This window comes from Scandinavium sp. NPDC088450 (assembly GCF_044900545.1).
Classification (GTDB): Bacteria; Pseudomonadota; Gammaproteobacteria; order Enterobacterales; family Enterobacteriaceae; genus Scandinavium.
Window position 1 is genome coordinate 72,966 of sequence record NZ_JBJDNI010000015.1, and the last position, 19,407, is coordinate 92,372.

General features: G+C 56.9%; 17 protein-coding genes and 1 pseudogene. 13 read left to right on the plus strand and 5 right to left on the minus strand.

Annotation, left to right across the window (positions count from 1 at the left end):
• Positions 1–145 precede the first annotated feature (145 nt).
• From modA to modC, 3 genes are read left to right on the plus strand one after another with little or no spacing between them, the layout of a single operon-like run.
• Positions 146–922, plus strand: a complete 777-nt coding sequence (modA, locus tag ACI2I2_RS14565; protein ID WP_404658538.1) for a molybdate ABC transporter substrate-binding protein — start codon at positions 146–148, stop codon at positions 920–922.
• Positions 919–1,608, plus strand: a complete 690-nt coding sequence (modB, locus tag ACI2I2_RS14570; RefSeq protein WP_404658539.1) for a molybdate ABC transporter permease subunit — start codon at positions 919–921, stop codon at positions 1,606–1,608. The genes modA and modB overlap by 4 nt, the downstream gene beginning before the upstream one ends.
• Before the next feature lie 2 nt (positions 1,609–1,610).
• Positions 1,611–2,669, plus strand: coding sequence for a molybdenum ABC transporter ATP-binding protein ModC (gene modC / locus ACI2I2_RS14575; protein WP_404658540.1), 1,059 nt, complete (start codon positions 1,611–1,613; stop codon positions 2,667–2,669).
• Here modC and ACI2I2_RS14580 read toward each other — a convergent pair whose 3' ends face one another.
• Positions 2,670–3,488: a pyridoxal phosphatase gene (locus ACI2I2_RS14580; RefSeq protein WP_404658541.1), complete on the minus strand. Its 819-nt coding sequence runs from the start codon at positions 3,486–3,488 to the stop codon at positions 2,670–2,672.
• Positions 3,489–3,617: 129 nt separating this feature from the next.
• Here ACI2I2_RS14580 and pgl point away from each other — a divergent pair, with 129 nt between their 5' ends.
• Entirely contained in the window at positions 3,618–4,613 is a 996-nt protein-coding gene (pgl, locus tag ACI2I2_RS14585) for a 6-phosphogluconolactonase (protein WP_404658542.1), read from the plus strand.
• Between the two features lie 136 nt (positions 4,614–4,749).
• Here pgl and ACI2I2_RS14590 read toward each other — a convergent pair whose 3' ends face one another.
• On the minus strand, positions 4,750–6,033 hold the full coding sequence (locus ACI2I2_RS14590; RefSeq protein ID WP_404658543.1) for a putative acyl-CoA thioester hydrolase: 1,284 nt from the start codon (positions 6,031–6,033) through the stop codon (positions 4,750–4,752).
• A 154-nt stretch (positions 6,034–6,187) separates the two neighbouring features.
• Here ACI2I2_RS14590 and hutI point away from each other — a divergent pair.
• From hutI to hutH, 5 genes and pseudogenes are all read left to right on the plus strand, one after another.
• Positions 6,188–7,478 (plus strand): annotated as a pseudogene (gene hutI / locus ACI2I2_RS14595) (imidazolonepropionase).
• Complete coding sequence (hutG, locus tag ACI2I2_RS14600) at positions 7,475–8,440, plus strand: formimidoylglutamase (protein WP_404658544.1); 966 nt, start codon at positions 7,475–7,477, stop codon at positions 8,438–8,440. Before hutI ends, hutG begins: the two are co-directional and overlap by 4 nt.
• Before the next feature lie 10 nt (positions 8,441–8,450).
• Positions 8,451–9,173 carry a histidine utilization repressor gene (locus tag ACI2I2_RS14605; RefSeq protein ID WP_404658545.1) on the plus strand — a complete coding sequence of 241 codons (723 nt, stop codon included), beginning with the start codon at positions 8,451–8,453 and terminating at the stop codon, positions 9,171–9,173.
• Positions 9,174–9,308: 135 nt separating this feature from the next.
• A complete protein-coding gene (gene hutU / locus ACI2I2_RS14610; RefSeq protein ID WP_404658546.1) occupies positions 9,309–10,994 on the plus strand; it encodes a urocanate hydratase in 1,686 nt (561 codons plus the stop codon).
• On the plus strand, positions 10,994–12,514 hold the full coding sequence (gene hutH, locus ACI2I2_RS14615; RefSeq protein WP_404658547.1) for a histidine ammonia-lyase: 1,521 nt from the start codon (positions 10,994–10,996) through the stop codon (positions 12,512–12,514). Before hutU ends, hutH begins: the two co-directional genes overlap by 1 nt.
• Positions 12,515–12,599: 85 nt before the next feature.
• Here hutH and ACI2I2_RS14620 read toward each other — a convergent pair whose 3' ends face one another.
• Both ACI2I2_RS14620 and bioA read right to left on the minus strand, forming a co-directional pair.
• Complete coding sequence (locus ACI2I2_RS14620; protein ID WP_404658548.1) at positions 12,600–13,076, minus strand: kinase inhibitor; 477 nt, start codon at positions 13,074–13,076, stop codon at positions 12,600–12,602.
• A gap of 38 nt (positions 13,077–13,114) precedes the next feature.
• Positions 13,115–14,404: an adenosylmethionine--8-amino-7-oxononanoate transaminase gene (gene bioA, locus ACI2I2_RS14625; RefSeq protein ID WP_404658549.1), complete on the minus strand. Its 1,290-nt coding sequence runs from the start codon at positions 14,402–14,404 to the stop codon at positions 13,115–13,117.
• 87 nt (positions 14,405–14,491) lie between these two features.
• Here bioA and bioB point away from each other — a divergent pair, with 87 nt between their 5' ends.
• The 4 genes from bioB to bioD are packed head-to-tail and all read left to right on the plus strand — an operon-like array spanning position 14,492 to position 18,107.
• The gene (gene bioB / locus ACI2I2_RS14630) at positions 14,492–15,532 is read left to right on the plus strand and encodes a biotin synthase BioB (RefSeq protein ID WP_330983397.1); all 1,041 of its coding nucleotides are present in this window, start codon (positions 14,492–14,494) and stop codon (positions 15,530–15,532) included.
• Positions 15,529–16,686: an 8-amino-7-oxononanoate synthase gene (gene bioF, locus ACI2I2_RS14635; protein WP_404658550.1), complete on the plus strand. Its 1,158-nt coding sequence runs from the start codon at positions 15,529–15,531 to the stop codon at positions 16,684–16,686. Before bioB ends, bioF begins: the two co-directional genes overlap by 4 nt.
• Positions 16,670–17,425, plus strand: coding sequence for a malonyl-ACP O-methyltransferase BioC (gene bioC / locus ACI2I2_RS14640; RefSeq protein WP_404658551.1), 756 nt, complete (start codon positions 16,670–16,672; stop codon positions 17,423–17,425). Before bioF ends, bioC begins: the two co-directional genes overlap by 17 nt.
• Positions 17,418–18,107: a dethiobiotin synthase gene (gene bioD / locus ACI2I2_RS14645; protein ID WP_404658552.1), complete on the plus strand. Its 690-nt coding sequence runs from the start codon at positions 17,418–17,420 to the stop codon at positions 18,105–18,107. The genes bioC and bioD overlap by 8 nt, the downstream gene beginning before the upstream one ends.
• On the opposite strand, the gene ACI2I2_RS14650 is transcribed toward bioD, so the two are convergent.
• Positions 18,082–18,807, minus strand: a complete 726-nt coding sequence (locus ACI2I2_RS14650) for an ABC transporter ATP-binding protein (RefSeq protein WP_404658553.1) — start codon at positions 18,805–18,807, stop codon at positions 18,082–18,084. The genes bioD and ACI2I2_RS14650 overlap by 26 nt on opposite strands.
• Between the last annotated feature and the right edge of the window lie 600 nt (positions 18,808–19,407).

The following is a 19,407-nucleotide window of genomic DNA, read 5'->3' on the forward strand; positions in this document are numbered from 1 at the left end:
TTGTCCTCATTCCGCTTCATTTCCCCTGTTTAAGTTCTTCTTCTTTCTGCCGATAATCTCCTTGAGTGGTGCCAATTAGCGCTGGGAAAACCCTATAGTTATCGTTATATTATTTCGTACATAACGACACTCACAGGAGTCACAGATGGAACGTTCGTGGTTACGCCTCGTCGCAGGTACAGCTTTATCGCTATCGGTTGCCGGTCATGCTTTTGCTGATGAAGGGAAGATTACGGTCTTTGCGGCCGCCTCGCTGACCAACGCGATGCAGGACATTGCCAAAGAGTACAAGAAAGAGAAAAACGTCGACGTGGTGTCTTCTTTCGCTTCTTCCTCAACGCTTGCTCGCCAGATTGAAGCGGGCGCACCTGCGGATCTGTTCATTTCTGCTGACCAGAAATGGATGGATTACGCGGTCGAGAAAAAAGCCATTGATACCGCAACGCGTGAAACGCTGCTGGGCAACAGCCTGGTGGTCGTTGCGCCAAAAGCCAACGAGCAGGGCGATGTGGCTATTGATGCGAAAACCAACTGGACCAGCCTGCTGAAAGGCGGTCGCCTGGCGGTGGGCGACCCGGATCATGTTCCGGCGGGCATTTACGCGAAAGAAGCGCTGCAGAAACTGGGCGCATGGGATACGCTGTCAGCCAAACTTGCGCCAGCAGAAGATGTGCGCGGGGCGCTGGCCCTGGTTGAGCGTAACGAAGCGCCACTGGGCATTGTGTATGGCTCTGATGCCGTCGCCAGCAAAGGCGTTAAAGTCGTGGGCACCTTCCCGGAAGACTCCCACAAAAAAGTGGAATACCCGGTAGCGATTACCGACGGACATAAAAACGCCGCGGTCACGGCTTTCTATGATTACCTGAAAGGACCGCAGGCTTCCGCCATTTTCAAACAGTACGGATTTACTACGCACGAATGATATTGACCGATCCCGAATGGCAGGCGGTACTGCTGAGCCTGAAAGTTTCTTCCCTGGCCGTGGTGTTCAGTTTGCCCTTCGGGATTTTCTTTGCCTGGTTGCTGGTGCGCCGCACCTTTCCCGGCAAAGCGCTGCTCGACAGCCTTATTCACCTGCCGTTAGTGTTGCCTCCGGTGGTGGTCGGCTATTTATTATTGATAGCGATGGGCCGTCGGGGTTTCATCGGCTCCTGGCTATACGACTGGTTCGGCCTGACCTTCGCCTTTAGCTGGCGCGGGGCGGTGCTGGCGGCCGCGGTGATGTCCTTCCCGCTGATGGTACGAGCCATTCGTCTGGCGCTGGAAGGCGTCGATATCAAACTCGAACAGGCCGCTCGCACGTTGGGCGCAGGGCGCTGGCGAGTGTTTTTCACCATCACCTTACCGCTGACCATGCCGGGCATTATTGTCGGCACGGTGTTGGCCTTTGCGCGTTCGCTTGGCGAATTTGGCGCAACCATCACTTTTGTCTCCAACATTCCAGGGGAAACCCGCACCCTTCCTTCCGCCATGTACACCCTGATTCAGACGCCGGGTGGCGAAGGCGCGGCTGCAAGGCTGTGCCTGATATCCATCGTGCTGGCGCTGGTGTCACTGCTGATTTCGGAATGGCTGGCACGCATTAGCCGCGAACGGACAGGGAGATAACCATGCTGGAACTCAACTTCAGCCAGACCTTAGGCGATCATTGCCTGACTATTAACGAATCGCTTCCTGCTTCCGGCATCACCGCTATTTTTGGGGTTTCTGGCGCGGGTAAAACGTCGTTGATTAACGCCATCAGCGGGCTGACGAAGCCGCAGAAGGGGCGCATCGTGCTCAACAACCGAGTGCTTAACGACGCAGAAAAGAACATTTGCCTGTCGCCGGAAAAGCGCCGTGTCGGCTATGTATTTCAGGATGCACGCCTGTTCCCACACTACAAAGTGCGCGGCAATCTGCGTTATGGCATGGCAAAAAGCATGGCGGGGCAGTTCGATAAACTGGTCTCGCTGCTGGGGATTGAAGGCTTGCTGGACAGGCTGCCGGGTGGGCTTTCCGGCGGAGAAAAACAGCGAGTCGCCATCGGGCGTGCTCTGCTCACTGCACCGGAATTACTGCTGCTGGACGAGCCGCTGGCCTCGCTGGATATTCCCCGCAAACGCGAGCTGTTGCCGTATCTGCAACGCCTGGCGCGTGAAATCAACATTCCGATGCTGTATGTCAGCCACTCGTTAGACGAAATCCTGCATCTGGCCGATAAAGTGCTGGTGTTGGAAGAGGGCAACGTGAAGGCTTTCGGCAACCTTGAGGGTGTCTGGGGCAGTAGCGTGATGCACCCCTGGCTGCCGAAAGAGCAGCAGAGCAGCATCCTGAAAGTGACCGTGCTGGAACATCATCCCCACTATGCAATGAGTGCGCTGGCGCTGGGCGATCAGCATCTTTGGGTCAACAAGCTTGATCTTCCGTTACAGTCGCCGGTGCGCATTCGTGTTCAGGCCTCTGACGTGTCGCTGGTGCTACAGCCGCCGGTGCAAACCAGTATTCGTAACGTCCTGCGGGCGAAAGTGGTGCAGTGCTTTGATGATAACGGTCAGGTGGAAGTGCAGCTGGAAGTGGGAGGCCGTACGCTGTGGGCGCGCATCAGCCCCTGGGCGCGTGATGACCTGGCGGTGAAGCCAGGCCAGTGGTTGTATGCGCAGATTAAGAGCGTTTCAATTACTGCCTGATTACAACAGCTGCTTATAGATAAAGTCGGCGATGCTGGTCTCGGTATTTTCGCCGATAACCACGTTGGCGCGAGCTTTTACCGCGTCATCCGCATTGCCCATCGCTACGCCCATCCCGGCGTTTTCCAGCATGCTGATGTCGTTGAAGTTATCGCCAAACGCGATCACGTCTTTCATCGACAGCCCCTGCGATTCCACCCAGCGAGCCAGTCGGTTGCCTTTGCTGTTGCCTTTGCGCGCCACATCGACCTGATAAATCCATGAGCGCTCGCATTCCAGGCCGAGCTTCTCTTCAACCTGCTGGACGAAGGCGTTGAGGCGGTCACTGTTTTCGTCGGTCAGGGCGAATTTCCAGATGGTGTCGACTTCATGCGCTGCCTTAGCGAAGGACTCAACCTGCTGGAAGACCGGGCGCTGTGCTTCAGGCAGGGTTAAACCCCACTCAATCCCGCGCGTGATGTGGCCTGTCTCTTGTTCGTACACCATGGCGTTATCGACATACATCAGGCCGTGAACGCCGTGTTCGTTGAGCATATCAATCAGCGGCAAAGCCTGTGCGGTGGAAAGCGGATCGGCTTCCAGCACCTTTTTTGCCTGATAATCATACAAATAGGTGCCATTACAGCAAATTGCAGGTGTATCCAGTGCCAGTGCCTGATAAAAAGGATGGATGGCAACGTGATGTCGACCGGTGACGATCAGGATTTGATAACCTGCTTCTTTTGCCCGAGCCAGCGCTTCAAGCGAGGCCGGTAGAATGGTTTTGTTGGGGGTTAGCAGGGTACCGTCTAAATCAAGGGCTATCACGCGAGATGTCATGTTGCAGTCCAGGTTAATGTTGAAAAATGTGCAGCTGACGATGGTACACCGCTGTGTTCTCAGGGCAAATTTTTCAGCACTAACTATCCTGTTAATTTGCTTCCACGTGCAGTAAGGAAAGGAGTTTTCATGAAACAAACCGTATATACCGCGAGCCCGGAAAGCCAACAAATCCACGTCTGGAGCCTGAAACACGACGGTAAACTGACGCTGGTACAGGTGGTGGATGTGCCGGGTCAGGTACAGCCGATGGTCATCAGCCCGGATAAACGCTACCTGTACGTTGGCGTGCGCCCTGAGTTCCGCGTCATCGCCTATCGCATCGCACCGGACGACGGCGCGCTGACCTTTGCGGGTGAATCAGCCCTGCCGGGCAGCCCAACGCACATTTCGACCGACCATCAAGGCCAGTACCTGTTTAGCGGTTCATACAATCAGGCGTGCGTGAGCGTGACCCGTCTGGAAGATGGCCTGCCGGTAGGCGTTGTGGATGTGGTCGAAGGCCTGGAAGGTTGCCACTCAGCCAATATCACCCCGGACAACCGCACCCTGTGGGTGCCTGCGCTGAAGCAAGATCGTATCTGCCTGTTTACCCTGAGCGACGATGGCAAGCTGGTGGCTCAGACTCCAGCGGAAGTGACCACCGTAGAAGGCGCGGGCCCACGTCACATGGCCTTCCACCCGAATCAGCAATACGCCTACTGCGTGAATGAGCTGAACAGCTCCGTCGACGTGTGGGAACTGAAAGATCCGCACGGTGAGATTGAGTGCGTGCAAACGCTGGACATGATGCCGCCAGATTTCACCGGCACGCGCTGGGCGGCAGATATTCACATCACCCCGGACGGTCGCCATCTGTATGCGTGTGACCGTACGTCCAGCACCCTGACAGTGTTCACTGTTTCTGAAGACGGCAGCGTGCTTGAGATTCAGGGCTTCCAGCCGACGGAAACCCAGCCACGTGGTTTCAACATCGACCACAGCGGGAAGTACCTGCTGGCTGTGGGGCAGAAATCTCATCATCTGGCGGTGTATGAGATTCAGGGCGAGCAGGGCCTGCTGCATGAGAAAGGCCGCTATGCCGTTGGGCAAGGCCCGATGTGGGTGGTGGTTAACGCTCACTAAGCGTAACGCTGAAAATAAAAAAACCTCGCGATGCGAGGTTTTTTTATGGCTTTTTGTCAGGCGGCGCTTCGCTGGCCTGACCTACATTTTTGTGTAGGCCCGCGCAAACGCAGTGCCGCCAGGCAAAGTGATGAGCTTACTGCTTCGGTTCCGCCACGACATAACTGCCCACGCCGCGGTTGTTGTATTCCCACATGCGGTTGAAGTTGGTGTCGTTCAGGTTACGCTCAGTTTCGCCTTTGTCGTTCTTCGCGCCGGTGTTGCCGCTGAACGGACGTTTTGACACGGCAGCATCAGCCCAGGGTTTGGCGGAGTTGAAGCCTTCGTTAATCACGCTGTCGCGGATCACGACCTGGCCGTTGGTATTGCCATCAACGTCCAGTGAGCGGCCCAATTGCGCCACGCCATCACCGGAAGCGGTGAAGCGGCTGTTGGTCGCCAGGAAGCCATAGAACAGGTTCGCCTGGGTTGCTGGGGCGAAAACATACCCTTCCTGCTGAGTGCGGGAGTTGACCACGCGGAAGTCGGTGTTATCGAACACCACAGCGCCGCGGCCGGAAACGATATCCACGTCACCTTCGAGGTAGCTGTTGGTTACCAGTGTACGGGTGATGCGGTCGTTTTGCAGTTTGTTCTGCACGCCGCTGTTGGTCACAAAGAAGGTGTTCTGACGACCCAGAATATTGACGTTGTTCAGCTGAACCTGATCGCCATCGTTACGCAGCGCAACGGCCTGATGGTTACCCGCATCCACGCTGTCGCCCAGGTTGTTTTCAATGGTCAGGTTTTGCAGTTGCAGACCGTTGTTCTGAGACCAGAACACCGCAGAGCACATCACGCCAACGGTGGCAGTACGCTTGCTCTGGCAGCTGTCGAACATGTACCAGGCCGGTTTGCCCGGCATATATTTGCCTGCCGGGTTTACCAGACGACGCCAATCGTTCGGGGCGATTTCAGAATCGATAGCCAGGCCGATTTTTACGTCGCCTGCTTTCTCGCCAGTACCGTAAACGGTGATGGAGCCCGGTGCGGCTGGCACGTAAACGGTGCCCTGATATTCACCAGGCATCACGGCGATATACATACGGGAGCTGCTATGACGAGTGATCGCCGCATCAACCGCCGCCTGAATGGTGGTGTGAGTCACGCCCTGAGTGCCCGCCGGGCCAACCACGAAATCAGGTTTTGCTGGCACGGAAATTGGCGATGGTGACCATGGCGCAGCATTCTGGTCCATGGTGGTGAAATAACGAGCCTGAACGAAGTTTTTCGCTTCGCCAGCGGTCAGGATCGGACGAGACGCAGTACCCGGAGCTTCCTGAGTAGAAGGCTGCTGATCGGGCGGCGTAGAGCTACAGGCGGTCAACGTCACGCCAAAAGCGAACGCCAGCGCCAGACGGGAAACCGAGAATGTGTTCATGGTGCTCCAGGCTGAGTAAAAGTGGAAAAGGTCCCTAAAACCTGACTTTTTATACTAAGTTGAGCGAAACGGGAAGCGATGGGGCAAAAAAGATCGTCAAACGCGGTAACAGCCGCGCGGCGAATATCACAAATAAGCAACATATTCGGATCGTCTGTTGACAGCCACGGTGAAGCTATCGATAAATGTCTATACAACACATGACAAGTGGAGGCTCTATGTCTGAGCCAATTGAACATCACGTTATCTGGCACAACGCCCGCCTGGCGACCTTTGATCCGCAGCGCTCTGAGCCTTACGGCATGGTTGATAATCACGCGCTGATTGTTCGTGACGGGCGCATTGTCGCCGTTGTACCTGAAACCGAAGCCGCCTCAGAAAAGGGCAGGCGCATTGACCTGCAAGGGCGGCTGGTCACGCCCGGATTGATTGATTGCCATACACATCTGGTGTTTGGCGGCAGCCGTGCGCAGGAATGGGAGCAACGCCTCAACGGCGTGTCGTATCAGACCATCAGCGCCAATGGCGGCGGAATCAACGCCACGGTGCAGGCAACCCGTGCGGCGAGTGAAGCCGAACTCCTGACTCTGGCGCAGCAGCGGCTTGATCGGCTGATGCGTGAAGGTGTCACCACGCTGGAAGTGAAGTCTGGTTATGGGCTGGATGAGGCCAATGAGCGCAAAATGTTGCACGTCGCGCAGCAGTTGGCCGCCCACAATGCTGTTGAAATCAGCCCAACGCTGCTGGCGGCGCATGCCGTTCCTGCGGACTATAAAGGACGAGCGGACGACTACATCACGCTGGTCTGCGAAGAAATCCTTCCCGCCCTCTGGCAGGAAGGGCTTTTCGAATCCGTCGATGCGTTTTGTGAAAACGTCGGGTTTACGCCTGAACAAACCGAACGCGTCTTCGTGGCGGCACAGTGCCTTGGCATTCCGGTGAAAGGGCACGTAGAGCAACTTTCTTCCCTGGGCGGCGCAGAATTAGTGAGCCGTTATCACGGCCTGTCTGCCGATCATATTGAGTATCTCAGCTTGTCAGGCGTTGAAGCGATGGCGCACAGCCAGACTGTCGCTGTCCTGCTTCCCGGTGCGTTTTATTTCCTCAATGAAACGCAAAAGCCACCTGTCGCTGCCTTGCGCGAACGCGGAGTCCCCATGGCGGTGGCAACGGATTACAACCCCGGCACCAGCCCTTTTGCCAGCCTGCATTTGGCGATGAATATGGCCTGTGTAAAATTCGGGCTAACGCCAGAAGAAGCCTGGAACGGCGTCACACGCCATGCCGCAAGCGCGCTTGGACGCGGACACACGCACGGGCAACTGGCCGCCGGATATGTGGCAGATTTTGCCATCTGGGATGCGAAGCACCCGGTCGAAATGGTCTATGAGCCAGGCCGAAGCCCGCTCTGGCAGCGAGTCTTTCGCGGAGAGGTCACACCATGAAGCTCTGGCATGCAGCCAATAAAACACTCTGGCAGGGCCGCGACGACAGTGCGGAATCCCCGGAAGCAAAACGTCTTTTTCAGACAGTAGAGGTAGAGATCCACTTTGCGCCTGAAAAACATCAGGGGAAAATAGCCCTGCTAGGGTTCGCCTGCGATGAAGGCGTGAAACGCAATCAGGGCCGCCCGGGCGCACAGCTTGGACCCGAAGCACTGCGTAAAGCGCTGGCAAATATGGCCAGCCATAGCGGGCATGATTTACTGGTCGATTTGGGCAATGTGCAAGCCGATCCAGACAAGCTCGAAGAAGCACAACAGGCATTGCATGAAGCGGTTGAAGCCTGCCAGCGCGCACAAATGAAAACGCTGGTTTTAGGTGGTGGGCATGAAACGGCTTACGGGCATGGCGCGGGCGTGCTGGATGCTTTCCCGAATGAGAAAGTGGCGATAGTGAACCTCGATGCGCACCTCGATTTACGTTCTGCCGCGCAGGCCACTTCTGGCACGCCGTTCCGCCAGTTGGCGTTAAAGTGTGAAAGTGATGGGCGCGAGTTCAGCTATACCTGCTACGGCGCGAGCAAAGCCGCGAATACTCAGGCTCTCTGGCAGGAAGCGCAGCAACGCCGCGTGACCGTACTGGAAGACTTAACATTGCTCGATCCGCAGAGTGGCGAACTGGCGCGCGATATAAAGCGGGTAATTGACGAACATGACAGAATTTATCTGACCATCGATCTGGACGTGCTTCCCGCAGCGGAAATGCCCGCTGTTTCTGCGCCCGCTGCGTTAGGTGTGCCGCTGGCAATTCTGTTGCGTATCGTGCTGCCGCTGTGTCAGAGTGGCAAACTGCAGGCGGTTGATTTGGTTGAATTCAATCCGCACTACGATCGCGATGGACAGGGAGCACGCACCGCGGCCAGACTGGCCTGGCAAATTGTGCATAGCTGGCACCTGCCTCAATAAAGGACGACACATGTATTCACCGCGAACCGGCGCGCCTGCGCCGTTCTATGAGAAAATCAAACGGGTCATCAGCGACAACATTGCCGCCGGGATCTGGCGTCCGCACGACAGAATTCCGTCGGAAGCGGAGCTGGTGGCGCAGTTTGGTTTCAGCCGCATGACCATCAACCGTGCGCTGCGTGAGCTGACCGACGAAGGGTTACTGGTGCGTTTACAGGGCGTCGGCACTTTTGTGGCCGAGCCAAAAGGGCAGTCGGCGCTGTTTGAAGTGCACAGCATTGCCGATGAAATTCGTGCCCGCCAGCATCAGCACCGCTGTGAAGTGTTGTTGCTGGAAGAAACGAAAGCCGATAAACATCAGGCTCAGGCGCTGGACGTCGCCGAAGGAACGAGCATATTTCATTCTCTGATGGTGCATTTTGAAAACGATGTGCCGGTGCAGATTGAAGATCGCTGTGTGAATGCCATCGTGGTGCCGGAGTATCTCCAGCAGGATTACACCACCACCACGGCTCACGATTATTTATCGCTTATTGCGCCATTGACGGAAGGCGAGCACATAGTGGAAGCGGTCAAAGCGAGTTCTGAAGAGTGTCGGCTATTGCAGATCCACGAGCACGATCCCTGCCTGATGATCCGTCGTCGCACCTGGTCTCGTTCCAGCATTGTGACCCACGCCCGCCTGATTTTCCCCGGCAGCCGTTATCGCCTGCAAGGCCACTTCGGTTCCTGATAGCTTGCGTCAGCAAATGTGATTGCTGACGCAAGATAGCAAAAATGTATATAACTTGTTAAACCCTGGCTTGCGAATGATTGTATAGACAAGTATATATTTCTTGTCTTCATCGTATCCGTCAGGAGTTCTCCGATGTCCCAGAATAAAACCCGTAACCAGCAAATCCGTGCCCCGCGTGGCACCACGCTCACCGCAAAAAGCTGGCTTACCGAAGCGCCATTGCGCATGTTGATGAACAACCTCGATCCCGAAGTGGCCGAAAATCCGCACGAGCTGGTGGTCTACGGCGGGATAGGGCGCGCCGCCCGTAACTGGGATTGCTTTGATGCGATTGTGGATTCTCTGACAAAACTGGAGCACGACGAAACGCTGCTGGTGCAATCCGGGAAGCCAGTTGGGGTGTTTAAAACACACGACAACGCGCCGCGCGTGCTGATTGCCAACTCTAACCTCGTGCCGCACTGGGCAACCTGGGAACACTTCAACGAGCTGGATGCTAAAGGTCTGGCGATGTACGGCCAGATGACCGCGGGCAGCTGGATTTACATCGGCAGCCAGGGCATCGTGCAGGGCACTTATGAAACCTTCGTCGAAGCAGGTCGCCAGCACTACAACGGCAATTTGCAAGGGCGCTGGGTGCTGACAGCCGGTCTTGGCGGTATGGGCGGAGCACAGCCACTGGCCGCAACCTTAGCGGGCGCTTGCTCATTGGTCATTGAATGCCAGCAAAGTCGCATCGATTTCCGTCTGCGTACCCGCTACATCGACGAACAGGCTGATTCGCTGGATGACGCCCTGGCTCGCATCAAAAAATACACTTCTGAAGGCCGTGCGGTGTCCGTCGCGCTGTGTGCCAACGCCGCCGATGTGCTGCCTGAACTGGTGAAACGGGGCGTTCGTCCGGATATGGTCACCGACCAGACCAGCGCGCACGATCCGCTGCACGGTTATCTGCCGCAGGGCTGGACGTGGGAAAGCTATCAGCAGAAAGCTGAAAGCGATCCGCAAGGCACGGTGAAAGCCGCCAAACAGTCGATGGCAGAGCACGTCAAAGCCATGCTCGCTTTCTGTGCCCAGGGTGTGCCGACCTTCGACTACGGCAACAACATCCGTCAGATGGCAAAAGAGATGGGCGTAACCAATGCCTTCGATTTCCCGGGATTTGTGCCGGCCTATATTCGCCCGCTGTTTTGTCGTGGTATTGGCCCGTTCCGTTGGGTGGCGCTTTCCGGCGATCCGCAGGATATCTACAAAACCGACGCCAAAGTGAAAGAGATTATTCAGGACGATAAACACCTGCATCGCTGGCTGGATATGGCGCGTGAGCGCATCAGCTTCCAGGGCCTGCCTGCCCGTATCTGCTGGGTGGGGCTGGAGTGGCGGCAAAAGCTGGGGCTGGCGTTCAACGAAATGGTGCGTTCGGGTGAAGTGTCTGCGCCGATTGTGATTGGTCGCGATCACCTGGATTCTGGCTCAGTCGCCAGCCCGAACCGCGAAACCGAAGCCATGCGCGATGGCTCTGATGCCGTCTCTGACTGGCCGCTGCTGAATGCTTTACTGAATACGGCGAGCGGGGCGACCTGGGTGTCTCTGCACCACGGTGGCGGCGTGGGAATGGGCTTCTCTCAGCATGCGGGCATGGTGATTGTCTGCGACGGTACTGATGAAGCGGCTGCGCGTATCGCCCGAGTGTTACATAACGATCCGGCCACCGGCGTCATGCGACATGCGGACGCAGGCTATGAAATCGCGGTAGAATGCGCCGCCGAACAAGGACTTAATTTACCGATGATTGCTGCAACCCAGGGGCAGAAATAATGAACACACTCAACCTGATTCCGGGCCAACTGACCCTTGCACAACTGCAGGACGTTTACCGCCATCCGCATAAGCTAACGCTGGATAACAGCGCAGTGCCAGGCATCAATGCCAGCGTGGCGTGCGTCAACGCGATTATGGCTGAAGGGCGTACCGCTTACGGTATCAACACCGGTTTTGGCCTGCTGGCTTCCACCCGCATCGCGACAAACGATCTGGAAAACCTGCAACGTTCGCTGGTGCTTTCCCATGCGGCGGGCGTGGGCGAAGCGCTGGACGACGCGATGGTTCGTCTGATTATGGTGCTGAAAATTAACAGCCTGGCGCGTGGGTTCTCCGGTATTCGCCTGAGCGTGATTGAAGCGCTGATGGCGCTGGTGAATCACGAAGTCTATCCGTGCATTCCGGCGAAAGGCTCAGTGGGAGCTTCAGGCGATCTGGCCCCGCTCGCGCATATGTCATTAACACTGCTGGGTGAAGGCAAAGCTCGCTGGCAGGGAGAATGGCTGCCTGCGACAGAAGCCCTGAAAAAAGCCGGGCTTGAACCGCTCACGCTGGCGGCGAAAGAAGGGCTGGCGCTGCTCAATGGCACGCAGGCCTCCACCGCTTTTGCATTGCGTGGCCTGTTTGAAGGAGAAGAGTTATTCAGTTCTGCCGTGATTTGCGGCGCGCTGACGACAGAAGCGGCGCTGGGTTCGCGTCGTCCTTTCGACGCCCGAATCCACGAAGCACGCGGCCAGCGCGGGCAAATTGATGCGGCAGCGCTGTACCGTCACGTGCTGACCGATGCCAGCGAAGTGTCACAATCGCACGCGAAATGCAGCAAGGTGCAAGACCCGTATTCCCTGCGCTGTCAGCCGCAGGTGATGGGCGCATGTTTAACGCAACTTCGTCAGGCGAAGGAAGTGCTGCTGACCGAGGCCAATGCGGTGTCGGATAACCCGCTGGTGTTTGCCGACGAAAACGAAGTCATTTCAGGCGGCAACTTCCACGCTGAGCCGGTTGCGATGGCGGCCGACAATATCGCGCTGGCCATTGCCGAAATCGGCTCGCTGGCAGAGCGCCGTATCGCGCTACTGATGGACAGCCATATGTCGCAGCTGCCGCCGTTCCTGGTCAAAAATGGCGGTGTGAACTCCGGCTTTATGATTGCGCAGGTGACGGCTGCAGCCCTTGCCAGCGAAAACAAAGCGCTGGCGCATCCGCACAGTGTCGATAGCTTGCCAACGTCGGCCAACCAGGAAGATCACGTGTCCATGGCTCCAGCCGCCGGTCGTCGCCTGTGGGAAATGGCAGCCAACACCCGCGGCGTGATTGCGGTGGAATGGCTGGCGGCAGTACAGGGCATTGATATGCGCGAAGGTTTAACCACCAGTCCGCTGCTGGAACAAGCGCGTCATTTGCTGCGCGAGAAAGTCACGCACTATGTGCAGGACCGCTATTTTGCCCCGGATATTGAAGCCGCGATTGCGATGCTGGCTGATGCTCAGTTGCAGAAGTTGGTGCCAACGGTGTTGTAATGATTGCCCGGCGGCGCAAAGCTTGCCGGGCCTACAAAATCACGGTGTTGTAGGTCGGGTAAGCGCAGCGCCACCCGACACGCTCTCAGCTAAACATCGCCGTCACAGACGCACTCGCCAGGCTGTGGAAATGCACGTTAAAGCCGACCATGGCACCGCTTGCCCCTTCGTCTACTTCAATTTTGGCCACGTCCAGCGCATGCACCGTAAAGATGTAGCGGTGCGTTTCGCCTTTCGGTGGAGCTGCTCCGCCGTAGCCTGCTTTGCCAAAATCGGTACGGGTTTGAATCGCGCCATCTGGCAGGTCGGCGATGCCTGAACCTGCACCTTGCGGTAACACTCTCGTGTCGGCAGGCAGGTTCGCCACAACCCAGTGCCACCAGCCGGAACCGGTTGGCGCGTCCGGGTCATAGCAGGTCACGACAAAGCTTTTCGTGCCGGAAGGCACATCGTCCCACGCCAGGTGTGGCGACAGGTTGTCACCGTCGTAGCCCATGCCGTTGAACACCTGACGGTGCGGGAGCTTATCGCCGTCTTTAAAATCATGACTGACAAGTTTCATCGCTTTTCCTCGCCTCTGAATTAACGACTCAGTGTAGCTCAGCGGCTGAAAAGTGTGTTGTCGCTTAGCGCGGCTTTTACCGCTTTCGTCAACTGAGTTAGCTGTTCAGGCGTAATGATAAACGGCGGCATCAGGTAAATCAGTTTGCCGAAAGGACGAACCCAGACTCCTTGTTCGACAAAGAATTTTTGCAGCTTTGCCATGTTGACGGGCTCTTTGGTTTCCACCACGCCGATAGCGCCGAGAATGCGCACATCCGCCACCAAAGGCGAGTCGATGGCCTCTGACAGTTCACGTTTGAGCTGTGCCTCGATATTCGCCACTTGCTGCTGCCAGTGGCCTTCTTCCAACAGCGCGAGGCTTTCTGCTGCCACGGCGCAGGCTAGCGGGTTGCCCATGAAAGTTGGGCCGTGCATAAAGCAACCGGCTTCCCCGTTGCTGATGGTTTCTGCCACTTCGCGGGTGGTCAGGGTGGCGGAAAGCGTCATGGTGCCGCCGGTCAGGGCTTTGCCCAGACAGAGAATATCTGGCGCAATCCCGGCATGTTCACAGGCAAACAGTTTGCCTGTCCGGCCAAATCCGGTGGCGATTTCATCGGCAATCAGCAGGATCCCTTCGCGGTCGCACATCTTGCGCAGACGACGCAACCATTCCGGGTGGTACATGCGCATCCCGCCCGCGCCCTGAACGATGGGCTCGATGATAACGGCAGCGATTTCGTTGCGATGAGCCGCCATCAGGCGCGCAAAAGCCACCATATCGCGTTCATCCCACTCACCGTCGAAGCGGCTTTGCGGTGCTGGCGCGAACAGGTTTTCCGGCAGATAACCTTTCCACAGGCTGTGCATCGAATTGTCAGGATCGCAGACCGACATCGCGCCAAACGTATCGCCATGATAACCGTTGCGGAACGTCAGGAAGCGGCTGCGAGATTCGCCTTTCGCCTGCCAGTATTGCAGGGCCATTTTCATCGCCACTTCCACCGCGACCGATCCTGAATCGGCCAGGAATACGCATTCGAGCGAGTCCGGCGTCATTGTTACCAGCTTGCGGCACAGCGCGATGGCGGCAGGGTGGGTTATCCCGCCAAACATCACATGCGACATCTGCTCAACCTGCTGCGTCATGGCAGCATTGAGGCGAGGATGGTTGTAGCCGTGGATCGCCGCCCACCATGACGACATGCCATCCACAAGTTGCTCCCCGGAGGCGAGCTGCAACTCGCAGCCGTGCGCAGACACCACGGGGTAAACCGGGAGCGGGGAGATCATTGAGGTGTAGGGGTGCCAGATATGGCGCTGATCGAAAGCGAGATCGTCCTGGGTCATAATCGACTTGTAAACCATTTTGAAAAGTTTTAGGTTTACGATCCTACACTGAACCAAGAAACAACTGAACCCCTTTTGGAGACGCCAATGGCTCACCACCCACGCTGGACACTGTCGCAGGTCACTGAACTTTTTAATAAACCCTTGCTGGAACTGCTGTTTGAAGCACAGCAGGTGCATCGTCAGCACTTCGATCCTCGCCAGGTGCAGGTCAGCACGCTGCTGTCGATTAAAACAGGTGCTTGCCCGGAAGACTGCAAATATTGCCCGCAAAGTGCTCGTTACAAAACCGGGCTGGAAGCCGAACGTCTGATGGAAGTTGATCAGGTGCTCGACTCTGCGCGTAAAGCGAAAAACGCCGGGTCGACCCGTTTTTGCATGGGCGCGGCGTGGAAAAACCCGCATGAACGCGACATGCCGTACCTTGAGCAGATGGTCAAAGGCGTGAAAGAAATGGGCCTGGAAGCCTGCATGACGCTGGGCACGCTGTCCGATTCACAGGCGCAACGTCTGGGCGCAGCGGGGCTGGATTATTACAACCATAACCTGGATACCTCGCCGGAGTTTTACGGCAACATCATCACCACTCGCACCTATCAGGAACGTCTGGATACGCTGGGCAAAGTGCGTGATGCGGGGATCAAAGTCTGCTCTGGTGGCATCGTAGGCCTGGGGGAAACGGTGAACGATCGCGCCGGTTTGTTGCTGCAACTGGCAAACCTGCCAACGCCGCCAGAAAGCGTGCCCATCAACATGCTGGTGAAGGTCAAAGGCACGCCGATGGAGAACAACGAAGACGTGGATGCGTTTGAGTTTATCCGCACCATCGCGGTGGCACGCATCATGATGCCAACTTCGCATGTTCGTCTCTCCGCTGGCCGCGAGAAGATGAACGAGCAAACTCAGGCGATGTGTTTTATGGCGGGCGCAAACTCGATTTTCTATGGCTGCAAGCTGTTGACCACGCCGAACCCGGAAGAAGATAAAGACCTGCTGTTGTTCCGCAAACTGGGGATCAATCCGCAGCAGACTGAAGTGCTTTCAGGTGATATCGAACAACAGCAGAAGCTGGAGCAGGCGTTGTTAACACCGGACACAGACGATTACTACAACGCGGCGACGGTATGAGCTGGCAGCAACGCATAGACACAGCGCTGGCAGAACGACGCTCAGCGCAAACCTTTCGCCAGCGTCAACCCGTTACGCAAGGTGCTGGCCGCTGGTTACAGCAGGGCGAGGAGCGCTGGCTGAATTTTTCCAGTAACGACTATCTGGGGCTGAGTCACCATCCGCAGATTGTCGCCGCCTGGCAGAACGGCGCGGCGCTTTACGGCACAGGTAGCGGGGGTTCCGGGCATGTGACGGGTTACAGCGACGCGCATCAGCAGCTCGAACAGCAGTTGGCGGAGTGGCTGGGTTATCCTCGCGCCTTGCTGTTCATCTCTGGATTTGCCGCCAATCAGGCGCTGATTGCCGCGCTGATGGGCAAAGATGACAGGATTGTGGCCGATCGCCTGAGTCATGCCTCCTTGCTGGAAGCGGCGTCTCTCAGCCCGGCCCAGCTTCGACGGTTTGCGCACAACGACAGCGAGCAGCTTGCCCAACTGCTGGCAAAACCGACTTCAGGTCTTCAGCTCACGGTGACGGAAGGCATTTTCAGCATGGATGGCGACAGTGCGCCGCTGACAGAGATTGCCGCAGCCACCCGTGCGGCTGATGGCTGGCTGATGGTGGATGATGCGCATGGTATCGGCGTTTGCGGCGAAGAGGGGCGAGGAAGCTGCTCGCAGCAGCAGGTTAAGCCCGATCTTCTGGTGGTCACTTTTGGCAAAGCTTTTGGCCTGAGCGGCGCGGCAGTGTTGTGCAGTGAAGCCACAGCCGATTATCTGCTGCAATTTGCTCGCCATTTGATTTACAGCACCAGCATGCCTCCCGCGCAGGCTGTGGCGCTAAGCCAGGCTCTGGCAGTCATTCGAAGTGAAGAAGGCGATAGGCGGCGAGAAACACTGCGCAATCACATCGCCCGTTTTCGCCACGGGGCAGAGCAACTGGGGATGACGCTGACCACTTCACAAAGCGCCATTCAGCCGCTGATTGTCGGCGACAACGAGCGAGCGCTGCGGTTAGCGCACCACTTGCGCGAACAGGCACTCTGGCTAACAGCGATTCGCCCCCCAACCGTGCCCGCAGGCACCGCACGTTTGCGGGTGACGCTGACGGCAGCGCATCAACCGGAAGATATCGACAAGCTATTGGAGGTGCTCAATGCCACCGGTCAATAAATCCGCTGTGGCCGCCGCTTTTGGCCGGGCTGCCGGTCACTATCAGCAGCATGATGCGCTACAGCGTCAGTGCGCGGCGGCGTTGAGGGCCCAGCTCCCCTCGCAGCCATTTGAGCGTGTGTTAGATGCAGGCTGTGGGCCGGGAAGCGTCAGCCGCCTGTGGACGGAAGCCGGGAGTGAAGTCACCGCGCTGGATCTCTCGCCGCAGATGCTGGCGGAAGCACTACGTCAGAATGCCGCGCGTCACTATGTTCAGGCTGATATCGAATCCATGCCGTTAGCCGACGGTCAGTATGATTTGGTCTGGAGCAACCTGGCCGTGCAGTGGTGTGAATCGCTGGGCGTGGCGCTACAAGAGCTCACTCGCACGGCACGTCCCGGCGGCGTGGTGGCATTCAGCACTCTGCTGGCGGACTCACTGCCTGAGCTGAAGCAGGCCTGGCAGAGCGTGGACGGCCAGCCACACGCCAATCGCTTTTTATCGCCAGAGCACATTCTCTCGGCGTTAAAACCGTACCGCTTTGTGCACCAGACTCAGACGTTCAGCCTGACGTTTGACGATGCGTTGAGCGCCATGCGCTCCCTGAAAGGGATTGGGGCGACGCATCTCCATGCGGGCAGAGCGGCGCAAACCCTGACGCGCAGCCATCTGCAACAGCTTCAGTTGGCCTGGCCGAAACAGCAGGGGCGCTGCGTGCTGAGCTACCACATTTTTACAGGAGTGATTTACCGTGACTGAACGTTTCTTTGTCACCGGCACCGATACCGAAGTGGGCAAGACGGTCGCCAGCTGCGCCTTATTGCAGGCGGCAACCCGTCTTGGCTATCAGACTGCGGGCTTTAAGCCTGTAGCCTCGGGCAGCGACATGACAGCGCAAGGGCTGCGCAACAGCGATGCGCTGGCGTTGCAGCACAATAGCGCCGTCGTCTTAAGCTACGAAGAGGTCAACCCGTACACCTTCGCGGAACCCACTTCGCCGCACATTGTGAGCGAAGATGAACAGCGTCCGATCGACATGCAGGTGCTGTCGCAGGGGTTACAAGCGCTCGAAGCCAAAGCCGATTGGGTGCTGGTTGAAGGCGCTGGAGGCTGGTATACGCCGCTTTCATCGTCCACCACCTTTGCTGATTGGGTTAAGGCTGAACAATTGCCAGTGATTCTGGTGGTGGGGGTAAAACTCGGCTGCATCAATCACGCGGTGCTCACGGCGCAGGCCATTCAGCAGGCGGGGCTGACCTTAGCGGGCTGGATAGCCAACGACGTTGTTCCACCTGGAAAACGGCATCAGGAATATCTGGCGACGTTAACGCGAATGCTGCCAGCGCCGTGTCTGGGGGAAATCCCCTGGCTGGAACAGGGCCCGGAGGCCGCTGAGCCAGGGCAGTATCTCACGCTCACAGCACTTCATTCTGGGTCATAAACTGTTCCAGTAGCCGGGTATCCAACTGCTGAACATTGCCCTGCGCCACGTTACGCCCACGGTGCAGCAGGCAGAAGCGGTCAGCGACCCGGCTAATAAACGACAGGTGTTGCTCGGCGAGCAACACCGTCAATCCGAGTTCGCGATTCAGGCGCACAATAAAATCCCCCAATTTATGCATGAACCCTTGCCCCATGCCTCGCGTCGGTTCGTCGAGGATCAGCAGTTTCGGCTGTGTGACCAGTGCGCCAGCCAGTGCCAGCTGATATTGCGTGTCTTCACTCAGCGCGGACCCTTTCACTTGCCGTAACGGGTAGAGTTCCGGCATCAGCTCATAGATATCACGCCCTTGGGGCGTAAACCCATCGTCGCTGCCTGCTCTCTGTGCAATACGCAGATTTTCCTCGACAGTCATTTGCGAAAAAATGCGTTTGTCCTGTGGGACGTAGCCAATGCCCATTGCGGCTCTTAGCGGGGGCGACAGCGTCAGCAAATCACAAGGTGGACCGCTGGCCTCATGCCAGAAGATGCTGCCGCTTTCGATGTCCTGATAGCCCGCGATACAGTTGATGAGGGTCGTTTTTCCCATCCCTGGCAGCCCCATCAGGCAGGTGCAGCGCCCGGGTTCGAGGTCGAGGTCAACGTTCCAGAGCGTATGCTGACTACCGTAATAGTGATTCACTGCACGTAAACTCAACATGAGCCTCTCCTTCGTGGTGTGCCATTGGTGGCGACTGAATGGTGCAATTCCCTTGCCAGAACAGTGAAACGTCCCGCCCGGTGATTGTTTTTCAGACAGAGCCGCAAAAAACCGCACAATGTCAGGGCTCAAGGCGCAACGGGTGCACTTTGCCAGTGCCTGGGGTGAAGCGTAGTGGTGCAGCGGAAATGCTGGATTTGTGAGCAATCTCTCAGTGCAAAATGGCAGATGCTTTGCTGATTAAACGCAAAAAAGAACGATAAATATTTTTTCCCTGTCCGCTTGTCTGACCTGAGGCGTGGAGCGCGAGGGGTAGAGGCGTTGGGCTGCAGACACTTATCCACTATTTCTGTGGATAACCTTGTGTATTAGAGTTAGAAAACTAACGGTGAGCGAGAGAATACGCGGCTTCCCGCCAAATTGATGCGAAACGCGGCTTTTGGATATTTTCTTTTTTAATCAACTGGTTGTATAAAAGCAATGCCTGTAAGAAAAGTGTCACCCGCCGCCACAAAAGATTCATTACCTATATTGACAATTGTTAAAAACGGAAAAGTTCTGGGGATAACCCACCCGGACAGGTGTTTTATCTCGTCACAG